Annotated in this window: 21 protein-coding genes and 1 pseudogene; 14 read left to right on the forward strand and 8 right to left on the reverse strand. The window is 73.2% G+C overall.

Annotation, left to right across the window (positions count from 1 at the left end):
* Positions 1-142 precede the first annotated feature (142 nt).
* Entirely contained in the window at positions 143-1,147 is a 1,005-nt protein-coding gene (locus tag ABH931_RS09605) for a 2-dehydropantoate 2-reductase (RefSeq protein WP_370111827.1), read from the forward strand.
* A 174-nt stretch (positions 1,148-1,321) separates the two neighbouring features.
* Here ABH931_RS09605 and ABH931_RS09610 read toward each other — a convergent pair whose 3' ends face one another.
* Positions 1,322-2,599: an MFS transporter gene (locus ABH931_RS09610; RefSeq protein WP_370111829.1), complete on the reverse strand. Its 1,278-nt coding sequence runs from the start codon at positions 2,597-2,599 to the stop codon at positions 1,322-1,324.
* 136 nt (positions 2,600-2,735) lie between these two features.
* Here ABH931_RS09610 and ABH931_RS09615 point away from each other — a divergent pair, with 136 nt between their 5' ends.
* The 3 genes from ABH931_RS09615 (at position 2,736) to ABH931_RS09625 (ending at position 4,781) form a co-directional block, all read left to right on the forward strand.
* Positions 2,736-3,545: a hypothetical protein gene (locus ABH931_RS09615; protein ID WP_370111830.1), complete on the forward strand. Its 810-nt coding sequence runs from the start codon at positions 2,736-2,738 to the stop codon at positions 3,543-3,545.
* A 241-nt stretch (positions 3,546-3,786) separates the two neighbouring features.
* Entirely contained in the window at positions 3,787-4,161 is a 375-nt protein-coding gene (locus tag ABH931_RS09620; RefSeq protein WP_370111832.1) for a VOC family protein, read from the forward strand.
* Between the two features lie 98 nt (positions 4,162-4,259).
* Positions 4,260-4,781 (forward strand): PTS fructose transporter subunit IIA, encoded by a 522-nt coding sequence (locus ABH931_RS09625; RefSeq protein ID WP_370111835.1) that lies wholly within the window; start codon positions 4,260-4,262, stop codon positions 4,779-4,781.
* Positions 4,782-4,836: 55 nt separating this feature from the next.
* Here ABH931_RS09625 and ABH931_RS09630 read toward each other — a convergent pair whose 3' ends face one another.
* Positions 4,837-5,283: a MarR family winged helix-turn-helix transcriptional regulator gene (locus ABH931_RS09630; RefSeq protein WP_370111837.1), complete on the reverse strand. Its 447-nt coding sequence runs from the start codon at positions 5,281-5,283 to the stop codon at positions 4,837-4,839.
* A gap of 113 nt (positions 5,284-5,396) precedes the next feature.
* Between ABH931_RS09630 and ABH931_RS09635 the strand changes: the two genes are divergently transcribed.
* Positions 5,397-6,320: a zinc-binding alcohol dehydrogenase family protein gene (locus ABH931_RS09635; RefSeq protein ID WP_370111839.1), complete on the forward strand. Its 924-nt coding sequence runs from the start codon at positions 5,397-5,399 to the stop codon at positions 6,318-6,320.
* Positions 6,321-6,537: 217 nt separating this feature from the next.
* On the opposite strand, the gene ABH931_RS09640 is transcribed toward ABH931_RS09635, so the two are convergent.
* Together ABH931_RS09640 and ABH931_RS09645 are read right to left on the reverse strand one after the other, a co-directional pair.
* Positions 6,538-7,557, reverse strand: a complete 1,020-nt coding sequence (locus tag ABH931_RS09640; RefSeq protein ID WP_370111841.1) for an NAD-dependent epimerase/dehydratase family protein — start codon at positions 7,555-7,557, stop codon at positions 6,538-6,540.
* Positions 7,558-7,601: 44 nt separating this feature from the next.
* Positions 7,602-8,102 (reverse strand): NUDIX domain-containing protein, encoded by a 501-nt coding sequence (locus ABH931_RS09645; RefSeq protein ID WP_370111843.1) that lies wholly within the window; start codon positions 8,100-8,102, stop codon positions 7,602-7,604.
* Positions 8,103-8,286: 184 nt separating this feature from the next.
* On the opposite strand from ABH931_RS09645, the gene ABH931_RS09650 reads away from it, so the two are divergent.
* Positions 8,287-9,276 carry an O-antigen ligase family protein gene (locus ABH931_RS09650; RefSeq protein ID WP_370111845.1) on the forward strand — a complete coding sequence of 330 codons (990 nt, stop codon included), beginning with the start codon at positions 8,287-8,289 and terminating at the stop codon, positions 9,274-9,276.
* Positions 9,277-9,284: 8 nt separating this feature from the next.
* Here ABH931_RS09650 and ABH931_RS09655 read toward each other — a convergent pair whose 3' ends face one another.
* Positions 9,285-9,983, reverse strand: a complete 699-nt coding sequence (locus tag ABH931_RS09655) for a TetR/AcrR family transcriptional regulator (protein ID WP_370111847.1) — start codon at positions 9,981-9,983, stop codon at positions 9,285-9,287.
* A 234-nt stretch (positions 9,984-10,217) separates the two neighbouring features.
* Here ABH931_RS09655 and ABH931_RS09660 point away from each other — a divergent pair, with 234 nt between their 5' ends.
* Positions 10,218-10,649: a nitroreductase family deazaflavin-dependent oxidoreductase gene (locus tag ABH931_RS09660; protein WP_370112018.1), complete on the forward strand. Its 432-nt coding sequence runs from the start codon at positions 10,218-10,220 to the stop codon at positions 10,647-10,649.
* An 84-nt stretch (positions 10,650-10,733) separates the two neighbouring features.
* Here ABH931_RS09660 and ABH931_RS09665 read toward each other — a convergent pair whose 3' ends face one another.
* Complete coding sequence (locus ABH931_RS09665) at positions 10,734-11,306, reverse strand: nucleosidase (RefSeq protein WP_370111849.1); 573 nt, start codon at positions 11,304-11,306, stop codon at positions 10,734-10,736.
* 531 nt (positions 11,307-11,837) lie between these two features.
* Between ABH931_RS09665 and ABH931_RS09670 the strand changes: the two genes are divergently transcribed.
* The 5 genes from ABH931_RS09670 to ABH931_RS09690 all read left to right on the forward strand — a co-directional run bounded on the left by ABH931_RS09670 (position 11,838) and on the right by ABH931_RS09690 (position 14,852).
* Positions 11,838-12,161, forward strand: a complete 324-nt coding sequence (locus ABH931_RS09670) for a hypothetical protein (protein ID WP_370111851.1) — start codon at positions 11,838-11,840, stop codon at positions 12,159-12,161.
* Complete coding sequence (locus ABH931_RS09675) at positions 12,139-12,663, forward strand: DUF6879 family protein (protein ID WP_370111852.1); 525 nt, start codon at positions 12,139-12,141, stop codon at positions 12,661-12,663. Before ABH931_RS09670 ends, ABH931_RS09675 begins: the two co-directional genes overlap by 23 nt.
* A 10-nt stretch (positions 12,664-12,673) precedes the next feature.
* Entirely contained in the window at positions 12,674-13,525 is an 852-nt protein-coding gene (locus ABH931_RS09680; RefSeq protein WP_370111854.1) for a helix-turn-helix domain-containing protein, read from the forward strand.
* 296 nt (positions 13,526-13,821) lie between these two features.
* Positions 13,822-14,019 (forward strand): hypothetical protein, encoded by a 198-nt coding sequence (locus ABH931_RS09685; RefSeq protein WP_370111856.1) that lies wholly within the window; start codon positions 13,822-13,824, stop codon positions 14,017-14,019.
* A 173-nt stretch (positions 14,020-14,192) separates the two neighbouring features.
* The gene (locus ABH931_RS09690; protein ID WP_370111858.1) at positions 14,193-14,852 is read left to right on the forward strand and encodes a hypothetical protein; all 660 of its coding nucleotides are present in this window, start codon (positions 14,193-14,195) and stop codon (positions 14,850-14,852) included.
* Positions 14,853-14,865: 13 nt separating this feature from the next.
* Here ABH931_RS09690 and ABH931_RS09695 read toward each other — a convergent pair.
* Positions 14,866-15,342 (reverse strand): annotated as a pseudogene (locus tag ABH931_RS09695) (AAA family ATPase); the annotation flags it as partial.
* A 95-nt stretch (positions 15,343-15,437) separates the two neighbouring features.
* Here ABH931_RS09695 and ABH931_RS09700 point away from each other — a divergent pair.
* Positions 15,438-16,109 (forward strand): O-methyltransferase, encoded by a 672-nt coding sequence (locus ABH931_RS09700; protein ID WP_370111859.1) that lies wholly within the window; start codon positions 15,438-15,440, stop codon positions 16,107-16,109.
* Positions 16,110-16,244: 135 nt separating this feature from the next.
* Here the strand turns inward: ABH931_RS09700 and ABH931_RS09705 are convergent, their stop codons facing one another.
* Entirely contained in the window at positions 16,245-17,192 is a 948-nt protein-coding gene (locus ABH931_RS09705) for a spermidine synthase (protein WP_370111861.1), read from the reverse strand.
* Between the two features lie 185 nt (positions 17,193-17,377).
* On the opposite strand from ABH931_RS09705, the gene ABH931_RS09710 reads away from it, so the two are divergent.
* Positions 17,378-18,289 carry a polysaccharide deacetylase family protein gene (locus tag ABH931_RS09710; protein WP_370111863.1) on the forward strand — a complete coding sequence of 304 codons (912 nt, stop codon included), beginning with the start codon at positions 17,378-17,380 and terminating at the stop codon, positions 18,287-18,289.
* The last annotated feature ends 46 nt before the right edge of the window (positions 18,290-18,335 follow it).

Raw genomic sequence — 18,335 nt, forward strand, 5'->3', positions numbered from 1 at the left:
AGATGGCTCGATCACTGCTGTCGCTGCTGCCTCGCTGCGCAGACTAGAACGTGTTCCATAAATCTGGAAGAGGCGCGACTGGGTGCGCCCGGCGACCCGCCGGTAGGGTGCAGCCACTCGGACACGCCTGGGAGGTTCACGGATGCGCATCGCCGTCATGGGTGCCGGAAGCATCGGCTGCCATCTGGGCGGGCACCTGGCCCAGCAGCCCGACGTCCCGGTGACGCTGATCGGCCGCCCTGCGGCGATGGCCGTCCTCGAAAAGCAGGGGCTGACCCTCACCAGCGGCCGCCGCGGCCCGCTGCATCTCGACCCCGACTCGCTGACCCTGGCCACCGACGCGTCGGGCGCGGTCGGCGTGGACGTCGTACTGGTCACGGTGAAGTCCGACGCGACGCGGACGGCGGCCCGCGAGCTGGCGCCGCATCTCGCGCCCGGCGCGGTCGTCGTCAGCTTCCAGAACGGCCTGCACAACGCCGAGGCCCTGCGGGAGGAACTGCCGCAGCAGACCGTGCTGACCGGCATGGTCCCCTACAACGTCCTGCAGACCGAACCCGGCCGCTTCCACCAGGGCACCGGCGGCGCGCTGATGCTGGACGACGACGCGTCCGGCGCTCCGCTGGTCGCCGCGCTCGCGGCGTCGGGCCTGCGCGTGCAGGCGCGGGCGGACATGCGCGAGGTCCAGTACGCCAAGCTGCTGATGAACCTCAACAACGCGGTGAACGCCCTCTCCGGCGTCCCGTTGCGCGCGGAGCTCGGCGACCGCGCCTACCGCACCTGCCTCGCCCTCTGCCAGCGCGAGGCCCTCGCCGCCTACCGCGCGGCGGGCATCACCCCCGCCCAACTCGGTGCGGTGCGACCGGCTCTCACCCCGCTCCTGCTCCGCCTGCCGGACGCGGTCTTCACCCGCGCGGCCAAGGCGATGCTGGCGATCGACGCGACCGCTCGGTCCTCGATGTGGGAGGACCTCCAGCGCGGCCGCCGCACCGAGGTGGACTCCCTCCAGGGCGAGATCGTCGCCCTGGCGACCCGGCACGGCCTCGACGCCCCGGCCAACGCCCGCCTGGTGGAGCTCGTCCACGCGGCCGAGTCCGGCGGCCGCCGGACCTGGCCGGGCCAGGAGTTGCTCGCCGAACTCCGCGCGTGAGCGGCGGCCGGCCGGCTCCTGGGCGTCGAACCCCGCCGGCCGCGAGTGCGCCGGACCGACGCGCCGGCCGGTCCAAGGGGCGTCCGGCAACCGGCCGAAGGACAGAGCCCACCGGGGGCGCGGGCGGCCGCCACCGTGCCCGTGGGCGCGGAGCGCCCGGGTAGTGCCGGCGGGTCAGGCGGCCCGGCTCCTGCGGATCGTCGGGAGCGTCAGCAACACGCCGACGCTCACCAGCAGCCAGACCACGCCCACCCCCAGCACCGTCCGCGCCCCTACGGCCGCCGAGACCGGGCCCGCCGCCGCGAGGCCGGCCGGGCCCGCGACGAAAGAGCCGAATGCTCCGAACGCGGCCATGCGACCGCGCAGTTCGGGCGGAACGAGCCGCTGGTTGACGGAGGCGAAGAGCGTTCCGCAGACCGAGGAGCCGACGCCCGAGACCACGCCTCCGGCGCAGACGGCCGCCAACGGCGCCGACAGCGCGAGTGCGGCGGGAGCGCCCGCGAAGAGCGCCGTGGCCAGGACGGCGGTCGACAGCGGGCGAGCGGGACGCCACCACCGCAGGACCGCCGCGCCGAGCAGCGCGCCGGCGCCGTACGCGGCCATGACCGCACCCCACACGCCCGCGCCCCCGACGCCGCGCAGTACCAGGAGCGGACCGAGTACCAGATAGGGCCCCCAGAGCAGCAGGTTGAACGCGGCCATGTGCAGCGTCGTCGCCCACAGCCAGCTCCGCGCGCGGAACTCCGCCCATCCGGCCCGCAGTTCGGCGCGAAAGGTCGGCCGCCCGCCCGCATCCGGTTCGGGGGGCGGCAGGACCAGGCCCCACAGGGCGAGCACGCTGACGCCGAAGGTCGCGGCGTCCGCGAACAGCACCGCCGCCGCGCCCACCGGCACCGGCCCGGAGCGGCCGAACGTGGTCAGGACGGCCCCGGCCAGCACCGGGCCCAGGACGGCCGCGCCGCTGCGCAGCAGCGCGAGGGTGGCGTTGGCGCGCACCAGCACGTCCGGCCGGACCAGACCGGGGACGAGCGCGGACTGGCCCGGCCCGAACCCGGCCTCGCCGATCCCGGCGAGCGCGGCCAGCACGAGCATCGGCCCGAGACCGCGCACACCGCAGAGCACCACGAGGGCGAAGCAGGCCTGGGCCGCGGTGCGCAGCAGATCGGCGGCGAGCATGACCCGGCGACTGCCGAAGCGGTCGGCGGCGGTGCCGCCGACGAGCAGCACGAGGACGAGCGGAAGAATGCGGGCCGCCATCACCACACCGAGTGCCCCGCCACCGTGACCGGTGGCGAGAACGGCGTACGCGAGCGCCACGCTCGCCATCGCGGAGCCGGTGAGGGAGGCCGCCTGGGCGTAGGCGAAACGACGGAAGGCGCGGCCGAGTCCCGTGGCACCGCGCGGCGTCGGCGCAGGCCGGGGACGTCGGCGCCGCGGAGCGGCAAGGTCCATGCGGTCGAGCATGCGGGAAGCCCGGCGGTCCGCTCAAGAGAATTCCAGGAATTTCCCGCAGAAATTCCGATATTCTTTGCCCATGCGTTCTGCATCGCAGTAAATAAAGGAATTTACTGCGACGGGAGGAGTCGGAGTGGCAGCACCACCGGTGGAGTTCGCCGTCGCCGTCGAGCGGTATCTCGACGCCGCGACACTGGCCGAGGGCTCGCGGCGGGTGTACCGGGTCGCGCTGACCGCCTGGGCCTGGACGCTGGTCGGCGAGGTCGCGCCCGCGGGCCGGGCGCGGCGGGGCGCCCGGCCGCCGGTGGTGCCGCTGGCCGCGTTGGACGAGCCGACGGTCGCCGCCCGGGTACGCGCCACCCTCGACGGGCGCTCGCCCCGCACCCGGCAGCGGGAGCTCACGACGCTGCGCAGTGCGGTGCGGTGGTGGCGGGCCCAGGGCTGGCTGCACGGCGACCCCCTCACCGTCCCGCCGCCCGACACGCCGCACGCGACGGCCACCACCACCGCGCCCTTGACGAGTACTCAACTGCGCGCCGTGCTCGGGCTGCGGGCGACGCTGCGCGACCAGACGCTGTGGCACCTGCTCCACGACACCAGCGCCTCGGCCGCGGAGGTGCTCGCGCTCGACATCGCCGATCTGGACCGCCTCCGCCGCCGCACTCACGTCCGCGCCCACGGCCGGGGTCTCCCCCGCCTCACCTGGAGCGACACGACCGCGCACCTGCTCACCCTGCTGCTCCAGGGCCGCACCTCCGGCCCGGTCTTCCTGACGGACCGCCGCGCCCCGGCGTCCACACCCGCCGCCGACCGCTGCCCGCTGACCGGCCGCGCCCGGCTCTCCTACCGCCGCGCCGCCGAGCTCTTCGTCGCCGCCACCCGCCCGCTCGACCCCGCCGGACACGGCTGGACCCTCCACGCCCTGCGCACCTCGGAACGATGACGAAGAGGACGAGGAGGACGAGGAGGACGAGGAGGACGAGGAGGACGAGGGTGCCGTAGAGTCGCCGCCATGAACACCGGAACGGCTTCACGCCACGCACGGATCGGCGATCCGGTGGAGGGCTGACCCCTCGACGGGTGCGCCGAGCGCACCCCGTCTGTTCGGCACGCGGACCTCCCTGGGCTTCTCGCACCCACGAGTCCGCCTCCCCCGCCGAACCGACCACAGCGAGGACACCCACATGCCGGCCACGTTCAACCACACCATCGTCGCCTCCACGGACCGCCACGCGTCGGCCCGCTTCTACCGCGAGCTGCTGGAACTCGCGGAGGCCCCGTCCTGGGGACCGTTCACCAACCTCCAGCTCAGCGACGGCGTGCTGCTGCAGTTCGCCGAGCCGCCGGTCGAGATCCAGATGCAGCACTACGCGTTCCTGCTCGACGACGAGCTGTTCGACCGCGCGTACGGGCGCCTGTGCGACCAGGGCGTCGTGCACTGGGCCGATCCGCAGATGCAGCGTCCGGGCGAGACCAACACCGAGCACGGCGGCCGCGGGGTCTACTTCAAGGACCCGGCGGGCCACGCGATCGAGCTGATCACCCGTACGTATCTGTAACCGCACCGGCGCCGCAGCGCCCGCCTCGGCGATTCGGCCGCGTCGTGCCGTCGCCGGATCGTCCGGTGGCCGCATTACGCTGGCCACGGAGGTTCTGGGTGTCAGAGGACGGAAACGCCGACGTCGTGCCGCTGCGGCCGCCCGGGGTTGAGGGTGACGCGGCGACAGGGCGGGCGCCGCTGCGGGTGATGACGCTGCCCGAGCGGGACCGGGTGGGGATCGTGCTGGTCTGCCGCAGCCGCGCGCTGGCGCAGGCGACGCTGGACGAGTGCGTCCGGCTGCTGCCCGGGGCGGATCCCGCGCCGGTCGCGGCGGTGGCCGCCGCGACGGAGGGCGTGGTCGCGGCGGCGCGGCAGGTGGACCAGGGGGTCGGCGTCGCCGTGCTGTGCGACCTGCCGGAGACCGCCCGCTCGGTGCTGGAGCTGCTCGACCGGGCGGAGGAGCTGGCACTGCCGTTCCCCATCAGGTTCTGTGACGCGCCGTTGGTGGAGGGCGCCGTCCCCGCCGTCGCGACCGCCACCGCCGGCGGCGACCTGGCCGCCGTGGCGGAGGCCGCCGAGGACGCCTACCGGACCCGCAAGACGCCGCCGCACCATCCGCCGCACCTGCTCGGCAACTGACCGGCAACCGCTCACCAACCGGCCGGCAACCGGCCGCAGCCCGGGACGCGGCCGTTCAGCCTTCGTGCACCCGGGCCAGCAGGGACATCAGGACCCGCCGCTCGTCGGACGAGAGAGGCGCCAGCAGCCGTTCGTTGGCAGCGTCGGCGAGCGCGGCGCAGCGTTCCACCGTGCCCGCGCCGTCGGGCGTGAGCGTGACGGCGTTCTTGCGGCGGTCGCGCGGGTCGGGTTCGCGCACCAGCAGGCCCACCCGTTCGAGGTGGTTGAGCATCAGCACGACGTCCTTGGCGTCGAACCCGAGGCGGCGGACCAGATCGGCCTGGGCCAGCGGGCCCTCGTCGGCGAGGGCCGCCAGCACCGCGTGGTGCTGGAGCTTGAGCCCCTCCGCGGCGATCGCCTCGGCCACCAGACTGCGCCCGCGCGCGGCGACCTGCCCGGCCAGCCAGCTCGGCAGGGACCGGAGGTGCGCCAGGGCACCGGACGGCAGGTCGCTCTCGCTCATGGGAGGAGACTAGCCGAAACCATTGGACATCCCAATGATTCCCCGGCTACGCTGGCGCCACCGAATTCATTGGGGCTCCCAATGATTGCCCCCGATCGCCCCTGGAGGCCCCCGTGCTCCGCATCCGCTACGAGAGGAACGGCGGCCCCGAGGTCCTGTTCGCCGAGGACGTGCCCGTCCCCCAACCCGGCCCGGGCGAGCTGCTCGTGCGCAACGAGGCCATCGGCGTCACCCTGCCCGCCGTGCGCAAGGTTCGCGAGGGCACCACGCCCGGGCCGCTCGGCGGCGAGGTGGCCGGGGTCGTCGCCGCGGTCGGCACCGGTGTGACCGGCTTCGCCGTCGGGGACCTCGTGACGGGGCTCGCCTTCGTCGACGGCTACGCCGACCTGACGCTCCTGCACCAGACCATGACCTCCCACGTGCCACAGGGCGCGACCGCGCTCGACGCGGTGGCGCTGGTCCGCAGCGGCCTGGTCGCACGCGGCGCCTACGAGGCCGCGCGGCCCGAGCCCGGCGAGTCCGTCCTGGTGACGGCGGCGGCCAGCGCAGTCGGCGCGCTCGCGCTGCAACACGCCAGGAACGGCGGTGCCTCACGCGTCGTCGCGGCCGTGAGCGACCTCGCCAAGGCCGACCTCGTGCGCTGCCTCGGTGCCGACGAGGTCGTCCGCTACGACGACGCGGGCTGGGGCGAGCCGGTCGACGTCGTCCTCGACGGCGTCGGCGGCGACCTCCTCGGACCCGCCGTGCGCGCGCTCGCGCCGGGCGGCCGCCTGGTGGCCTTCAGCTCCGGCGGCGGCACGGTCGACGCCTACGAACTGCTGATCCGCAGCGCGTCGGTGATCGGCTTCCAGATGGCGGCCATCGCCCGCAACAAGCCGGACCTGTACGCGCGTTGGCGCGAGGAGCTGTGGGCGGCCTGGCGCGCGGGCACGATCCGCACCTCCGTCCACGCCACCATCCCCCTCGCGGAGGCCGCCCGCGCCCACGCGCTGATCGAGGGGCGGGCGAACCTCGGCAAGGTGGTCCTGGTGCCGTGACCCGGCCTCCGGCCGGGCGCGGGGCCGGATGCGGGGCCGGATGCGGGGCCGGGGCCCCGACCGGGGCGAACCCGGGGGAAGACCGCCACGAGAGCGGGCCCCAGCCCCGACCAGCGCCCACCCGGCGAGGGACCGGCACCCGACGGGACCCCCGCACCGCCCGCCGTCGCCGGGCGCGGGATCGAGGCGGCACCGGCGCGGGGCCGGGCGCCGGGGCTCAGGACGGGGTGTCCGCCTCCAGCGCGCGCAGCAGGGCGGTCTCCCGCTCCGGCGAGAGGCCGAGGGCCGGGCGGTCGGGACGCTGCGGGGCCGAACCGCCGATGGACTGGAGCCAGGCCCACGTGTCGCGGACCGTCTCCGCCAGCGGGCGCACCCGCAGGCCCGACGCGAGTGCCTTGTCGACCGAGACGGCGAGCAGCGAGTCATGGTCCTCGCCGGGCGGCAGCCAGATCGGCAGGTCCATCCACGGCTCGATGCCGGCGGCGAGGATCGGCTCCGGGTCCGTCCAGCGCAGTCGCGCGTCCGAGCCGGTGACCTCGACGCAGGTCCGCAGCAGCTCGCCCAGCGTCGCCGCGCCGGGCGGGCCGATCAGGTTGTAGGCGCCACCCAGGCCCGCTGCCACTCCGTCCAGCAACCACGCCGCGAGATCACGCGCGTCGATGTACTGCAGCGTCAGCTCCCGCGGTCCCGGGGCGAGGACGGTGCCGCCGCGGGCGATCCGGCCCAGCCACCACGGCAGTCGGCCGATGTTCTCCCAGGGGCCGAGGATCAGGCCCGCCCGGGCCAGCAGCGCGCGGTCGCCGAAGATGTCCAGCAGGGCGAGCTCCGCACCCCGCTTGGCCTGCGGATACGGCGCCTCGGTCGCGTCCGGGTCAGCCTCGACCACGGGCGCGGACTCGTCGGCGCCCGCCGGTTGCGGGTAGGCGTAGACCGAGCCGCTGGAGATGTAGGCGTAGCGGTCCACGTGCGCGGCGAGCAGCCGCGCGCTGTCCCGGACCGCGACCGGCGCGGCGGACCAGGTGTCCACGACCGCGTCCCAACGGCGCCCGTCCGCCACAGCCCGCTCGAGCTCGGCGAGACCGTCCGGTGCGAGCCGGTCGCCGTGCAGTACCTCGACGCCGTCCGGGGCGGCGTGGTTGCCGCGGTGGAACAGCGTCACCTTCCAGCCGCGCGCCGACGCGTCCTCGGTCAGGGCGCGGCCCACGAACTCGGTCCCGCCGAGTATCAGAAGATCCATGCGGCTCACCCTGCCCCCGACACCGCACCGGCGCGACCCTCCTGTCACGACACGCCGGGCGCGATCGCCGACAGCGCAAACCAGGTGCGGTCGGTGTCGTCCAGCGCGAGCCGGATGTTCTCGCGCTCGTCCGCCGTCACCTCGTCCGGGAGCTCGTCGAGCGCGAACCAGCCGACGTCCAGGGACTCGTCGTCGTTGACCCGGGCCTCGCCGTCGACGTAACGGCAGCGGAAGACCAGCGACAAGTACCGCACCTGGTCGCCGTTCGGATAGACCGTCAGCTCCTCGGACGCCCTGACGGCGGCCAGCCGCTCCGGGACCACCCGCACCCCCGTCTCCTCCAGCGCCTCCCGCACCACGCCGTCGGCGGGCTCCTCCCCCGGCTCCAGGATGCCGCCGAGGAGCGCCCAACGGCGGGTGTCGGCGCGGTGGGTGAGCAGGAGGCGGTCGTGGTCGTCGAGGATCACGGCGACGATCCCGCTCAGCGGGAGCGGGGCGTGGCCGACATGGTGGCGCAGGTCGCGCACGAACTCGGGTACGGGCATGGGCCCACCCTACGCACGGGCCGCCGGTGCGGCACGCGGCGCCGGCCGCACGCCGGGCCGGACCCAGGGCGCGGGAGGGACGGCGGCCGAGGCATCGGGCGGGGTCCGGGCGGTGACATCCGGCCAACTCCGGGTCTACGGTTGACCGGCCAGTGCAGGACCGGGGCGAGCGGGGGGAACGCCGATGCCGGACACCGCTGTGCCGCTCGGAGCCGACGTGCCCGCACCCGGGGGCACCTCGCGGCCGACGGCGGAGAACGAGACAGTCTGCGACGTGGTGGGCTTCCTGCTGCTCGCGGCATGCGCCGCCTGGACCGACTACTGCGCGTCCGGGCGGGAGGCGCACCCCGAGAGCGTGCTGCTGGGCCTGCTCGCCGTCGCGGCCGGATACGCGACGGGCCGGATCGCCGGCTCCGTGCTGCCGCTCGCCGCCCTGCTCGGACCGGCCGTGGCGGTCGCCGTGCTGGCACCCACGGCAGGCCCGCGCGTGTTGGACGACGACGCGGTGGCGGCCCTGCTGAGCCTCGCGGTCGGTGCCGCCTGCTGCGCCGGGTACGCGGCCCGCAGCCGCGGCCTGCGCTGGACCGCGCGGGGATCGGCTCTGCTCGCCCTGCTGCTCGCGGCCGAGTCGCTGCTGACGGACGCGACCGTGGGCGCGCTCGCCTGCGCCGGGCTGCTGGTCGTGGCCGGATCGGCGCACCGCGCCCGGCGCCGCCGTCGCGCGCTCGTCCTGCTCGCCCTCTGCGCGCTGCTGGCGGTCGCCGCGGTCCTGGTGCTGGCCCACGGCAGCAGCGGCGGCACGCCCGCGGCGAGCGGGCCCGGCACGCAGGTCTCCGCGCAGCGGCTCGGCCTGTGGCGCGACGCGCTGCACGCGGTGGAACGGCAACCCCTGCGCGGTGTCGGACCCGGCGACTTCGCCGAGGGCAGCGCGTCCTCCGCGCCGTTGCAGCAGGCGGCCGAGCAGGGGTGGCCCGGGCTGGCGCTGCTCGGCGCCGCCTTCGTCTGGTGCCTGTGGGCGTTGAGCCGCTCGCCGCGCCCGACGCCCGCGGTGCTCAGCGCGGCGGGCGCGCTGACCGCCCTCGGCGTCCAGGCGTCGGTGAGCCCGGTCCTCAGCGTCCCGGCGGTCGTCGTCGGCGCCGGACTCCTCCTCGGCCTCGGCGCCGCCCGCCCGTAGCCGGCCGGCTACGGCAGGCCGACGAAGTCGGCCATCTCCTCGACCGTGTGGGCGAAGAAGTCGTCGGCCGGGTCGAGGGAGCCGACGAGGTGACCGAAGAGCTCAAAGCTGATCATGCCGAAGAGCTGCGTCCAGACCACTACCGCACGCGACAGCACACCCGCGCTGAGCTCCGGGGCGACCAGCGGGACGAGCGCGCTCGCCTGCTCGGCCAGCGCGCCGCGCAGCGGGCGGACCGGGGACGGCAGGTCGAGACGGTCCGCCGCGTCCCGCAGGACGGAGAGCAGCGCGAGGATCACCCGCGAGGCCGGGGCCACGGTCTCCTGGGGCGCGCTGTAACCGGGCACGGGCGTGCCGTACAGGAGGGCGTATTCGTGCGGATGCTCCTTGGCCCAGTCGCGGACGCTGCGGCACAGCGCGCGCCACTGGGCGCGGGGGTCCTCGGCCGCGCCGTCGGCCGCGACGGCCTTCTCCGCGCGCTCGCCGAGGGCGTTGTAGGCGTCCAGGATCAGGGCCGTGAGCAGGTCGTCACGGCTCGGGAAGTAGCGATAGAGCGCGGACGACGCCATGCCGAGCTCACGGGCGACGGCGCGGAGGGAGAGGCGCTGGGCGCCCTCCTCGGCCAGTTGTTTGCGGGCTTCCCGCTTGATCTCGAGGGTCAGCTCCTCGCGGGCGCGTTCGCGGGCGGTGCGGATGACTGGTGCCATGCCGACAGTCTGCCACAGCGGAGAGCAGTGCACCCAGACGCATGCGCCGCTCAGAAACGAGAGCAGTGCTCTTGACAGTGCGCACCGATCACGGGATAGTCGAAGCACGGAACGAGAGCACTGCTCTCGAAACGGATCTCCGTTCTCGAAGCCCACGAACATCGACACAGGAGGCACCCCATGAACGCCGCCACCCCCGCCGCCCCGCGCCTGGTCAAGCCGCAGGGCCGGCTGATGATCGCCACGGACCGGATCACCCGCAACCTCATCACCTGGCTCACCTACCGCGGCGTCAGCGTCTACGGCTCCCGGGTCCTCGCGGTGCGCGGCCGCAAGAGCGGCGAGTGGCGCACCACCCCGGTCAACCTGCTGGTCATCGACGGCGAGCGCTACCTCGTCGCGCCCCGCGGCCACACCCAGTGGGTCCGCAACATGCGCGCCGTCGGCGGCGGCGAGCTCCGGCTCGGCAAGAAGGCCGAGCCGTTCTCCGCCACGGAGGTGACCGACGCCGACAAGCCGGCGGTGCTGCGCGCCTACATGAAGAAGTGGGCCTGGGAGGTCAGCTACTTCTTCGGCGACGTCAACGCCGACTCCCCCGAGGAGGAGCTGCACCGCATCGCCCCCGGATTCCCGGTCTTCCACATCGCCGCCGCGCCCGTCGCCTGAACCGCCCCGCCCGAGCCGCCCCGCCCGAACTGCCCTGCCTGAGCTGCCCTGCCTGAGCTGCCCTGCCTGAGCTGCCCCCGCCCGTCAGAGGTTCTCGGCCACCCACCGCGCGAGCTCCTTCGCGCAGTCGTCGACCGACTCCCGCCAGCTCTGCGCGGCGCCCTCGCCCGCGTCGTCGCTGACGTGCTTCACCAGCCGCACCGGGAGGCCTGTCTGACGCACCGCCTGGGCGATGGCGTAGCCCTCCATGTCCACCAGGTCCGCCGCCTCCGCGAGCCTGGCCCGGGCCGCCTCGTCGGACACGAACAGGTCACCGGTGGCGAGCACCGGCCCACGGCCGGTCAGGCCGATCGGGGCCCCGTAGGTCACCCCGGTGAGAGAGGCCAGCATGGCGGAGTCCAGATCGTGCTGGATCACCTGGCTCACCTCGTGGGTGAGCCCGCCGAGGCCCGGCTTGAGCGCCCCCGCGGTCCCCAGGTTGACGACACCGGTCGGCCGCGGCCCGCGCGCCAGCACCGAAGCCACCGCCGTAGCCGCGTTCACCTTGCCCATACCGGTGAGCAGGAGGGGAAGGTCGGTACTCAGGTGCGCCGCTTCCTCGGCGACGGCCAGGACGAGCAGCGGGCGGGTGGGGTCGATCTCTCCAACGATGCGCATGAAGCCCATTCTCGCAACAGTTCTCGATGAGCTTCCGACTGGGTACAAAGACGCAGGTAGCGCGCCTGGCGAAGTGCAGAGGGATGCGAAGTCTTCCGGCCTATTCCGACGCGTTCCGTGAGACGTGTGCAAGTCGCAGCGGGTCGGAACCAGCAGGTCAGTCCCGCCTCCGGTGATGAGCCGACCTCATGGAACTTACCCTGGCCACCGGGCCGCACGATCAGCTCGGCAATCTCCTCGTCCAACGGCGCGCGTCCCAGCGCAGTATCGGCAGCCCCGCGTTGCGCCCTTTCGAACGTTCGCGAACGTCGGGGTGACTTCTTTGCCGCACACGTCGCATGTGCTGGGCCATGGTGCGCCTACCCCGGGGAACGGGATCTTCGGCGTGAGACGGATGCCGCGCATCACCACCTCGGCCTCGGTGAGATCAACGCGACGTCAGCGCGTCCCCAAAGACTGGGTGGTGCGGTCGACACGACGCCCAGCATGACGGCCAGGACTGACAGCAACTCTCGTCCAGGGTGAACCTCCTTGACCGCCCACAATCCAACGCGCCACGATCACAAGGTCAATGAGCAATCCGGGCAGGGGAGGAAGGCCATGGCACTACGGTTCATCGGGATCGACCCGGAGACAGAGACGGGCGACTCGCCCACCGTTTGGCTGGACGAGGAGAAGCGGGAGTTCGTCGTCCAGGGCTGGAAGGCCGACGAGGCGCTGCGCGACCAGGTGACTGCGGCGCCGGCACCGAATCACGCACCGGGGATCCCTGACCACGAGGCCGTCGTCCGGCTCCCGTTCCGGATGGCCGACGCACTGAGGAAGGCGCTCGATGCAGCCGAAGAGCTTGGATGAACTGTTCGCCTCCTGCCAGCGCAGCGCAGTGCACCTGGAGATGCGGGACTCCTACGGCGTCGAACACGAATCTCAGGCGCTCCAGCAGTGGCTGAAGACCGGCACCCGGGACAACCTCGACCCTGACGGCGACTACTGGCGTCCATGGGCCACCACCGTCCGGGACGCGGTAGCCCGTGGCGTCGTCGTGCGGCGGGCTCGGATCGTGTCGACGCCGGTCTCGCCGTACATCGCGTACGAGCACGCCGGGACGGTGGTCAACCTGGCCATCGGCGAGCTGGTGCGCTGGTTGCCGCGCGAGAAGGCGTTCGACCTGGCCGTCCCGGTCAACGACTGCTGGGTGTTCGACGACGCGACGGTCCGGTTCGGCCTGTTCGCTGGCAACGGGGCGCTGGTGCGGCACGAGGTCACCACGGACACGGCCGTCGCCAAGCTCTGCTCGGACGCCTTCGAGGCCGTCTGGGACCGCGCCACCCCGCACGAGGACTTCCCGATCGACTGACCAGCCCACGATGGCCACGTCTCCCCTAAGCACCGCCCAGGCGGCCCGCGAGTCGATCGCGCGCCGCCTACGGGAGCTGCGTCTCGACGCCGGGCTCACCGGGGATGAGCTCTCGCGCCGCTGCGGCTGGCACGCCGCGAAGACCAGCAGGATTGAGCACGCGAAGGCCGTCCCGACGGACGCGGACATCCGCACCTGGTGCGCAGTGTGCCAACAACCTGCTCTCTCGGCCGATTTGATTCGAGCCACTCGCACCGCGGATGACCTGTACGTCCAGTGGATCCGCAAGCACCGCACCGGGCTGCGCCAGACCCAGGAGGAACTACTGCCTCTGCACGAACGCACCCGCGTGCAGCGCGTCTACGGCTCCAAGGTGGTCTCCGGGTTTCTTCAGACGCCCGGCTACGCCACGGCGCTGCTGGGGGCGATCACGCGCTTCCAGGGAACCCCGGACGACGTCTCGGACGCGGTGGAGGCGCGCATGAAGCGGCAACGCGCACTCCTGGAAGGGGATCACCGCTTCGTCGTGCTGCTGGAGGAGACGGTGCTGCGGTACCGCATCGGCGGACGGGAGGTGATGGCCGATCAGCTCGCCCACCTGCTGAAGGTGATGCGCCTGCCCTCGCTCGCAGTCGGCGTGATCCCGTTCACGACGGACCGTCACGACATGTGGCCCCTGGAGCCTTTTTACGCGTATGACGAAGAGGCGGTCATCGTCGAGACGCTGACCGCCGAGATCCGGATCACCGAGACCAGCGAGATCGGCACGTACCTCCGGGCGTTCCGCGCTCTTGGCCAAGTGGCGGTGTATGGGCCGCCTGCGCGCGCTCTGGTCGAGTCGGCCATCCACGCGCTCGGGTGACTGCCGCGCAAGAACTCGCAAGACAGTGGAGGTCGGAATCCGGCCGCTCCTACCTTCCGAAGCATGGCCGTTACCGCATCCTCCACCGCTGTCAGCGTCACGCCCACCTGCCCCGCTTCGCCTGGTCCTCTCCCCCGTGGCTACATGACCCCGGAATGCCGAACGGGCGCTGACCGCTGGCCCGACCTCCACGAGATGTGTCACGCGCCGGGATACCAGGACCGCGTCCTCGGCTACGTCCAGGTTCCCTGTGCATGCGACTGCCACCAGCAGGGCCAGGCGCAGGAGAACGCGTCGTGAGTGGCCCGGAGGAGTCGCAGGTGCATGGGTACTGCATCGGCTGCGCGGGCGACCACAAGCTCGGGCGGCTGATCAACGAGGTGGACACCAACTCCGGGGCCGGCTGGACGAACGTCATCTGCCCGGACTGCGAGGAGCGGGGCTGGAGCCTACCGCACGTCGGACCGTGGACACCCCGTGCGTACTCACTCTGAGCACCAGTCGGCAGACGATCTGTCACGTCATGGCAACGACCAAGCATCCAGCCTTTCACTTCTGACACTCTTCCCCCACGGTCTCAGCACAAGAACGGCAGGAACGCATGAGCACGCCCACCTGGCAGCCCCCGCAGCCCGTCAGCGGATCCGATCGCCGAAAGGGGTGCCTAGTGGGCGTCGGGGCAGCGGTCGGCGGATTCATCATCCTCGCCGTCATCGGCGCGATCATCGGCCCGCAGAAGACGGCCTCCACGGCCTCGACGACGTCCTCGCCGACGGCCGCGACCACGACCCCGAGCACCGTTCCCAGCCCGAGCCACACGCCCAGCCCGTCCGCGACGAAGACGCACGCGGCCACGCCGAGCGCCTCCGCGCCCGTGGTCATCCCGAGCAGCGGTCCGACCTATCTGGCTCCGGCATCCGCCCGGCACCAGGCCGCCGCGATCCTCCGAGGCAGCGATGCCTACTACCAGCAGGTGTTCAACGATGGCGTCCCCGTCATCCTGGACCGGGGACAGCCCAACAGCTTCCCGGCATTCGCCGCCTGGCAGCAGGCCCACGGACAGGGCGACGTCCAAGAGGGCATGACCGCGTTCAAGAAGGCCGACGCGTTCTTCAACGCCGACGACGAGCCCTCCACGATCACCGACTGGCAGGCGGACAACGGCACACTGTCTTCCGACATCAACGAGCTCGACATGGACGGGGACGGGGTCGGCGGCCCCGACGACGCGACCTACCGCGCGAAGGTCGAGGCGGACGTGACCCAGTTCCAGAAGGACTTCGCCACCGCGGAGAAGGATGCGGCGAACGTGGAGGGCGGCAGGTAGGCCCGCCGAGGTGGGAGAGCAGCGGGTCCAGGACCACGAGCGCCACATCGTTCTCCTGGGCGAACTGGCCCAAGAGCCCGGTGTGCTTCGGCACGGAGAGCTTGACCTGCCGACAGTCCACCGTCATCACGGACACATGGAACACGCGGTCCAGGTCCGCACGGGCCGCGACCAGGCGCGGCGCGATGGTCCGCTCCCAGTCGTCCTCGGTAGCGGCGTAGATGACGTTCTTCAGCTGGCCGTAGAAGGTGCCCGGAAGCTCACCCTTGGTCAACCGCGCGGTCTTCCACACCGAGAACTGCGACTTGCCCGTGCCCGGGAGCCCGGCCGCCACGGTGAGCATGTCTTTAGGGATGCGCCCCTGACTGGTCGGAAGAGCATCCGCCGGCGTCGTGTCCCACAGCCAGTCCGTCTTGCGCAAGCGGACCGTGGACGCCCGCCGGAAGACGATGCGCTCCGAGGCATCGCCCGTACCGCGCTGGTCGCCCACAGGCCCGGCGATATGTCTACTCAGCGTTAGAAGCCCATGCTAACGAGACCGGAAATGCCCGCCGAACAGCATGTCCACCGGCTAGCGTGGCCGCTATGAGCACCCATGAGACCTGGACAGCGGTCGACGCCTATCTCAGCTCGACTCTCGGTCTGCAGGACCCGGCCCTCGAGAACACGCTCAAGGCCAGCGAGGCCGCGGGCCTCCCCCGGATCGAGGTCTCGGCCCCGGCCGGCCGCCTGCTGCGGCTCCTCGCACAGATCCAGGGGGCACGCCGGATCCTGGAGATCGGCACGCTCGGCGGCTACTCCACCATCAACCTGGCGCGCGGCCTCGCCGAGGGCGGCCGGGTCGTCACCCTCGAGTACGACCCCCGCCACGCGGAGGTCGCGGCCGCGAACATCGCCGCAGCGGGACTGGCCGAGCAGGTCGAGATCCGCGTCGGCAAGGCCCTGGACACCCTGCCGCAGCTGGAGCTGGAGGGGCGCGAGCCGTTCGACCTGGCGTTCATCGATGCGGACAAGGCCAACAACCCGCACTACGTCCGCTGGGCGCTGCGCCTGTCGCGTCCGGGCGCGCTGATCGTGGTCGACAACGTGATCCGCAACGGAGCCGTCCTCGACCCGGACGGCAACGCGGACGTCCAGGGCACCCGCGCCGCCCTGTCGCTGATCGCGGAGGAGCCGCGCCTGGACGGCACGGCGATCCAGACCGTCGGCGCCAAGGGCTGGGACGGCTTCGCCCTCGCCCGCGTGCTGCCGGAGTAGTCCCGCGAGGGCACCTACCCGAGGCGGACGGCCCTGCTCGTCGAGGACCGTCCGCACGTGCGTGGCGTGTGGCGCGGTTCCTCGCGCCCCTCAGTGGTGCGGCGACCTGCCCCGAGGCGCGGGCCGCAGGCACGGTCAGACGGTGAAGGCCCCGCTCGGCGGGGGCGGCGACGGGACCGCGCCCGCGTCGGTGACGACGCGGGCGCGGCCGGCGAACGCGGCGAGCCGCTCCTCCGCGACCACCCGTGCCGGGAAGGGGTCGCCCGCGGTGCGCCGGGTGAGGGCGTCGACGGGCAGCGGCCGGTGCGAGGCGACCAGTACGAGGTTGCCGTAGCGGCGCCCGCGCAGGACCGGGGCCTCGGCGACGAGGGCCAGCTCCGGGAAGACCGCCGCGGCCGTCGCGACCTGGCCCCGGATGAACGTGAGGGGCGCGCCGTCGGCCAGGTTCGCGACGTGGACGCCGTCGGGCCGGAGCGCGGCGGAGACGGCCCGGTGGTACTCGACGGAGGTCAGCGCCGCCGGGACGGTGTGGCCGCCGGCGCCACCGAAGACGTCGGTGACCACGAGGTCGGCGCCGGCCGGCGGTGCCGCCTCCAGGTAGGCGCGGGCATCCGCCGCCTCGACGGTGAGGTCGGCGCTCGCGTCCCACGGCAGCACTTCGCGCACCAGCGCGATCAGGCCCGCGTCCAGCTCGGCGACCCGCTGGCGCGAGCCGGGACGGGTCGCGGCGAGGTAGCGCGGCAGCGTGAGCGCCCCGCCGCCGAGGTGCAGGGCGGTGACGGGCGCACCGGGCTCGGCGCACAGGTCGGCGACGTGCGCGAGGCGCTGCACGTACTCGAACTCCAGGTGGCGCGGGTCGTCCAGATCGACGTAGGACTGCGGGGTGCCGTCCATGGTGAGCAGCCAGGCACGCGCGCGGTCGAGGTCGGGCAGCAGCCGGGCGAGTCCGAGGTCCACCTGCCGCACCACGGGCGGCACGTCGTCCGGGTCGTCCTCGTCCGCCCAGTCCTGGGGCGACTCCACCTCCGACGGTTCTTCCTGTGGATCCTGTCGCATGGCTTCCGCCTGGGCCTGCTCGTTCATAGGCTCATTGTCCGCGCTCGCCGAGCCGGGCCGGAAACCGGCCGCACAGGTCCGCGTACCCTCCGCACACCGGGCCCCGACGAAATCGGCACGAAAAGAGCACGAAAAGACATCCCACCGCGTACAACCATCGTGGGCCGACGGGTGTCTTCCATGTGTCCGACGCACTGACGGAAGGAAAGCCCGTGCGACAGCAGACCCTCGCCTCACCGGTGCCGCTGCTGCGTGCGCGGACCGGTCGGCGGCTCGCGGTGCTGACCTTCCGCGAGGTGCGGGACCGGGGCGCGTTCACCGCGCAGCTGGACCGGGTGCTGAAGTCCGCGACGCCGGTGACGGTGGGCCAGGTGCAGCGGGCGATGTCCGGTGGGGCGCCGCTGCCGCCGCACAGTGTGCTGATCACCTTCGAGCACGGCCACCGGGACGTCGTCACGCAGGCGCTGCCGGTGCTGGCGGCGCGCGCCGTGCCGGCGGTGGCGTTCGTCGTCGGGGGGCTCGTCGACACCGACACCCCGTACTGGTGGGACGAGGCGGAGTTCCTGGTCGGCGAGGGCGGCTGGGCCCGCAGCCTCTCGGGTCGTGCGGGCGGCTCGGTCGCGGCAGCGCTGGCGGCGCTGCCCGACCCGGACCGGCGCCGCAGCCTCGCCGAGCTGCGGGTGACGGCCCGGCACCGGGCACCCTCGGTGCCCCAGCTCACCACGGCCGACCTGCACCTGCTGCTGGACGCGGGCCTGGTGATCGGCAACCACGGCCTGGACCACGCGCGCCTGGACAGGTGCGACGACTACGCGCTGCGCGAGGAGGTGCGCGGCGGCCACGACCGCCTGGCGAAGCTGACGGGCGTCCCGGTCACGTCCTTCGCCTACCCCGACGACGTGCACGACCTGCGCGCGGTCGCGCTGCTGCGCGAGCTCGGCTACGCCAGCGCTTTCCGCAACGACGGCCGCCTGGTCGACCCGACCGGCGGGCTGCCGGACCACCTCTGCATCAGCCGGGTCCGCGTCGACACGCGCACGACCCGCTCCCGCCTCGACGCGGCCCTCGCGGCCTGGGCCCCGGCCGCCTCCCGCCGCCGTCTGCGCGGCGCCGAGGTGCTCTGAGCCGAGGCGTTCCGAGTCGCCTGAGGCGTCAGGCGGCTGGACGAGC

Origin of the sequence: Streptacidiphilus sp. MAP12-33 (assembly GCF_041261265.1) — a bacterium.
Lineage (GTDB): Bacteria > Actinomycetota > Actinomycetes > Streptomycetales > Streptomycetaceae > Streptacidiphilus.

Coding starts and splice junctions, on each gene's coding strand:
- ABH931_RS09705 (WP_370111861.1), bottom strand. CDS start 17,192: ATGAACGAGCAGGCCCAGGCGGAAGCCATGCGACAGGATCCACAGGAA.
- ABH931_RS09640 (WP_370111841.1), bottom strand. CDS start 7,557: ATGGATCTTCTGATACTCGGCGGGACCGAGTTCGTGGGCCGCGCCCTG.
- ABH931_RS09645 (WP_370111843.1), bottom strand. CDS start 8,102: ATGCCCGTACCCGAGTTCGTGCGCGACCTGCGCCACCATGTCGGCCAC.
- ABH931_RS09675 (WP_370111852.1), top strand. CDS start 12,139: ATGCAGCCGAAGAGCTTGGATGAACTGTTCGCCTCCTGCCAGCGCAGC.
- ABH931_RS09655 (WP_370111847.1), bottom strand. CDS start 9,983: ATGGCACCAGTCATCCGCACCGCCCGCGAACGCGCCCGCGAGGAGCTG.
- ABH931_RS09660 (WP_370112018.1), top strand. CDS start 10,218: ATGATCGCCACGGACCGGATCACCCGCAACCTCATCACCTGGCTCACC.
- ABH931_RS09680 (WP_370111854.1), top strand. CDS start 12,674: ATGGCCACGTCTCCCCTAAGCACCGCCCAGGCGGCCCGCGAGTCGATC.
- ABH931_RS09700 (WP_370111859.1), top strand. CDS start 15,438: ATGAGCACCCATGAGACCTGGACAGCGGTCGACGCCTATCTCAGCTCG.
- ABH931_RS09665 (WP_370111849.1), bottom strand. CDS start 11,306: ATGCGCATCGTTGGAGAGATCGACCCCACCCGCCCGCTGCTCGTCCTG.
- ABH931_RS09630 (WP_370111837.1), bottom strand. CDS start 5,283: ATGAGCGAGAGCGACCTGCCGTCCGGTGCCCTGGCGCACCTCCGGTCC.
- ABH931_RS09610 (WP_370111829.1), bottom strand. CDS start 2,599: ATGGACCTTGCCGCTCCGCGGCGCCGACGTCCCCGGCCTGCGCCGACG.
- ABH931_RS09650 (WP_370111845.1), top strand. CDS start 8,287: ATGCCGGACACCGCTGTGCCGCTCGGAGCCGACGTGCCCGCACCCGGG.
- ABH931_RS09620 (WP_370111832.1), top strand. CDS start 3,787: ATGCCGGCCACGTTCAACCACACCATCGTCGCCTCCACGGACCGCCAC.
- ABH931_RS09605 (WP_370111827.1), top strand. CDS start 143: ATGCGCATCGCCGTCATGGGTGCCGGAAGCATCGGCTGCCATCTGGGC.